Raw genomic sequence first — 3501 nt, 5'->3', positions numbered from 1 at the left:
CGTGGTGACAAACCGGTATACTGCCGTGACTGCTTCCAACCCCAACCTCGCAGCAACCGCTGGTAATATCCTAACAACAAGAAGCTCACCTTAACCGGTGGGCTTTTTTGCTGTGTTATTTTCTGCTTAAAGTGTGCGGTGTTGCCATCGTGCAAGCCTCTTCCCCACCCCGTTATTTGGGCGGTTGCTATAGCTAGGATTAACGCCTACCGTGACGCCTACCGGGGTTTGGAAACAGTTAAAATCGATTAAACAGTTAAGGCCAGGATGAACGTCCTGGCTTTTTTGCGTGGTTAATACGATTTTTCGGTGATCAGCGGCGGTGGGGAGCTGAGGCCCGCAGTGATGCCCCTAGAATTTCGGTTTAGAACAAGTTAAGTTACAACTCGCTTACTCTACCCTATGTGTTCAAAAGAATCGTTGCTCTCGCCATTTTAATTAGTATTATAGTCATAGTCAGTATTCACTGTAATTCAAATTTTTTTCTCACAATAAACCTTGCTCATCCATAAAATGGTAGCATAGATGACCCTATACATCCAAAAGGAGGAGTACAAATGGGTGCTGCTTATGGCGGAGGTTTTGGTGGATTTTCGACTTTAATTGGACTCGTTATCGCCCTTATCGTTATTGGGGCTTTCTATCCCGCAATTATTGGTTGGGGCTACCAAGAGTAATCAAGTTATCATAACTGAAGGAGGCATTTAACATGAGTGCATGCGGTGGTGGCGGAGTCGCTGGAGGCTATATCGGAAATCGTATCGTTGCCCTTGCTATTTTGATCATTATTATAGCTATTCTGGGTACCGGTTTTGGTATGGGCTTTGGTTCTTACTAATCGAAAACCCAAGTATTGCGTGTGGCAATTCTAGGCTACCCACGCTTTTTAACAAGGAGGTTTTTTATGTCAAGAAGAGTTCGAGTTAACCGTAATTATGTACCACATTCCCAATGTGGTTGCACCTCAAGACAAACGGTGACTCCTACAACACAACCTTGTCCTCAATTACCTGGAACTTTAATTCGAGTATTTATTCCGGCTGGAGCGGTAGTGAACTTGTTGAATTTAATTGAGTTAAGTTCTCCAAGTGGTATATGCTTAATTTTAAGACTTCCGTTCTTGGGTGGTGGCAGTTCCGGTAGTTCTTTGAGCAGTCTCCTAAGTTCAATTCAACAAGCTGGCGGGACAGTGGAGTTTGTAAATCATTAGCGAAATTAAAGAGCGTGTGCCTCGTATGTAGGCCACGCTTCATACTTTTTGAACAAAAAATCCCAGACATTGGGTCTCTTTGTAACCATTGAGGTCTTCCCGATTTATTAGACACAACTAAGTGTGATATTCTCGTTCATTCATAGGGACGCTTTGATTATCGCTACATCCCAGTTATGCGGTCCGCCACCGCCGCCTATAGGGTCTCATACAGCTAGTCGCCCGTCAAGGATAAGGGCCAAAGCCCCGCCAGCGGTCCTTGACATCCGCCTATTCGTATGGAGAACGGCAATTAGGCGGTGGACGTTGGGGTCTGCGGTTTTTCCAAAATGGTTCGTTTTGTTCGTTACGCTGCGGTTTGCTGATATATGTACTGATTCAGATAGGCTTCTGGTGTCATATAACCCAAGCTCTGATGTCTTTGTCTGCGATTATAGAATATTTCGACGTATTCAAATATCGCCTCGCGTACCTCATCGCGAGTCGTAAATCTCCTCAGGTGAATGAGTTCATTCTTCATGGTGCTGAAAAAGGTTTCTGCTTGGCTTTTTTGCGTTACAAAATAAAAACCGCTGAAGTATGACCCCCAGCGGTTTGAAGTGCTTGGATTATCCCCTTGTTCTACGGCGGCGGCAGCGTACACGAATAACCGCAGTATCCCCTTCATTAAGTGTAACCCTAACCACTTGACGAGCCATCAGATTCCCTCCTTTCGGTTGAATTCCTTATTACTATACTCGTTATTTCCAAGGATTGTTAAAGGACCAAGACCACGGTTGAGTCTACATTAAAACACTTAGAGCCTGGTTTGATTGGTTACTTCTTGGCGGTTAAAGATTTCTTGAAACAGTAAATCACAGGAGCAATTTACCCAGCATACAATCTAATGAGCAACTTTTAGGAGCTGATATCTTAATGGAAGAACAATTCCCAAAAGTGATAACAGTTCATGCAAAAGATTCTGGAGGAGTAATTGAGCTTACTGCTGCCGACATTGTAGTAGTAATATTTCAAGAAAATCCATCATGTGGTGTAGTCCTTGAATTAATAAAGAAACCTGACAGAGACAAATTAATGTTACTCAAAGAAGAGGAATGGACTCCACCGGGTGTTCATGCCTCGGGCATTGGATGGCAGTACTGGGTGTTCTTTTCCAAAAGACAGGGAGAAGCAGTAGCGGAGTTTCAAAAATATTCAGAAGGAACACCTGACAAAAGAATAACTTATCGGTTTGACATTAAAAAGCGAATAATATAGTTGAGTTGGGTCTACCGTAGCCGTAAAATAATCCCCACCTTGTTGCTGATATGCTCCCTATATGGTAGACCGGCAAAAGTCGTTTATTCAATTCCGTACTCCCCTTCGATTTCGACCCGTTTTCTTTTTTCGGATATATACAAGTTACCGGAGGTATCAAGACCCGCATAAAAAACTTCCGACGGGTTATTTATTCCAAACCTATTTAATTCACGCTTTAACCAGTTTATATCGAGATTAGTTTGCATTAAATTTTCCTGCATAACCTCACCATCAATGATTATATCTTTTGTTAAACCGAGATATTTTGTAGGGATTTGTAAATCGGACGGTGTAAGCGGTTGTTTTTGAGATTTAAATTGAACTGAAATCTCACCGTCATTCTCAAGAATTGCAAATTCAACATCACTGATATTGAATACGTTTTTTTGCCGTAAGATCGAGTTCATTTCATTTAACGTTACTCTAGCCTTACGTAGATTCTGTTCGACAATTTTTCCGTTTTCGATTAACACGATCGGTTCGGAATCGAATAGTTTTCTTGCAGCAAAGCTTTTAATATGTGTAAAATCAGCTACTATAGCTAAACTTCCAAAAGCAACCAAAGCTACTAAGGCGGATACACTTCGTTGCCCCTCCACGGCCAGAAGAGCTGTGATTTCACCTAGTATTATCGCACTAATGAAGTCAGATATGGTCATATGGGATAATGCTTTGCGCCCTAAAAGTCGAGTTATGAATAACACGAAAAAATAGGCAAAAATTGTACGTACGAGAGTCATTAAACTTTCTTCCATAAAGGACCCCTCCCGATGGTATAGTTATTATTTCCGTAAATATGTTCATTGATTCCGTGACCGGAAAAATAAAACGCGTTCGGCATTGGTGGAGCCGGACGCTTTTATTTTAATTCCGATACTTTATTAGCTCGGGATTACTTCGTTTATATCTTTATATCGCACATTCGACACCCCTACTATGCGCCTCTAACAAATTAAACTAAAGAAAAGTGGCAAATAGGCAAGATTATTTTA

The 3501-nt window shown here is 41.8% G+C and carries 4 protein-coding genes and 1 pseudogene; 3 read left to right on the top strand and 2 right to left on the bottom strand.

Going from position 1 to position 3501, the window contains the following annotated elements:
- A pseudogene (locus H1S01_RS22780) lies at positions 1-66 on the top strand (zinc-binding protein); the annotation flags it as partial.
- Between the two features lie 643 nt (positions 67-709).
- Positions 710-838 carry a hypothetical protein gene (locus H1S01_RS22145; protein ID WP_279287052.1) on the top strand — a complete coding sequence of 43 codons (129 nt, stop codon included), beginning with the start codon at positions 710-712 and terminating at the stop codon, positions 836-838.
- Positions 839-1556: 718 nt separating this feature from the next.
- Here H1S01_RS22145 and H1S01_RS22140 read toward each other — a convergent pair.
- Positions 1557-1853: an IS3 family transposase gene (locus H1S01_RS22140; protein ID WP_188042098.1), complete on the bottom strand. Its 297-nt coding sequence runs from the start codon at positions 1851-1853 to the stop codon at positions 1557-1559.
- A 272-nt stretch (positions 1854-2125) separates the two neighbouring features.
- On the opposite strand from H1S01_RS22140, the gene H1S01_RS19740 reads away from it, so the two are divergent.
- Positions 2126-2467, top strand: coding sequence for a hypothetical protein (locus tag H1S01_RS19740; protein ID WP_188042097.1), 342 nt, complete (start codon positions 2126-2128; stop codon positions 2465-2467).
- An 83-nt stretch (positions 2468-2550) separates the two neighbouring features.
- On the opposite strand, the gene H1S01_RS19735 is transcribed toward H1S01_RS19740, so the two are convergent.
- A complete protein-coding gene (locus H1S01_RS19735; RefSeq protein WP_188042096.1) occupies positions 2551-3264 on the bottom strand; it encodes a YetF domain-containing protein in 714 nt (237 codons plus the stop codon).
- Positions 3265-3501 lie beyond the last annotated feature (237 nt).

The sequence above is a fragment of the Heliobacterium chlorum genome (assembly GCF_014502795.1).
Taxonomy (GTDB): domain Bacteria; phylum Bacillota; class Desulfitobacteriia; order Heliobacteriales; family Heliobacteriaceae; genus Heliobacterium; species Heliobacterium chlorum.
This window is presented reverse-complemented; position numbering and strand designations above follow the sequence as displayed.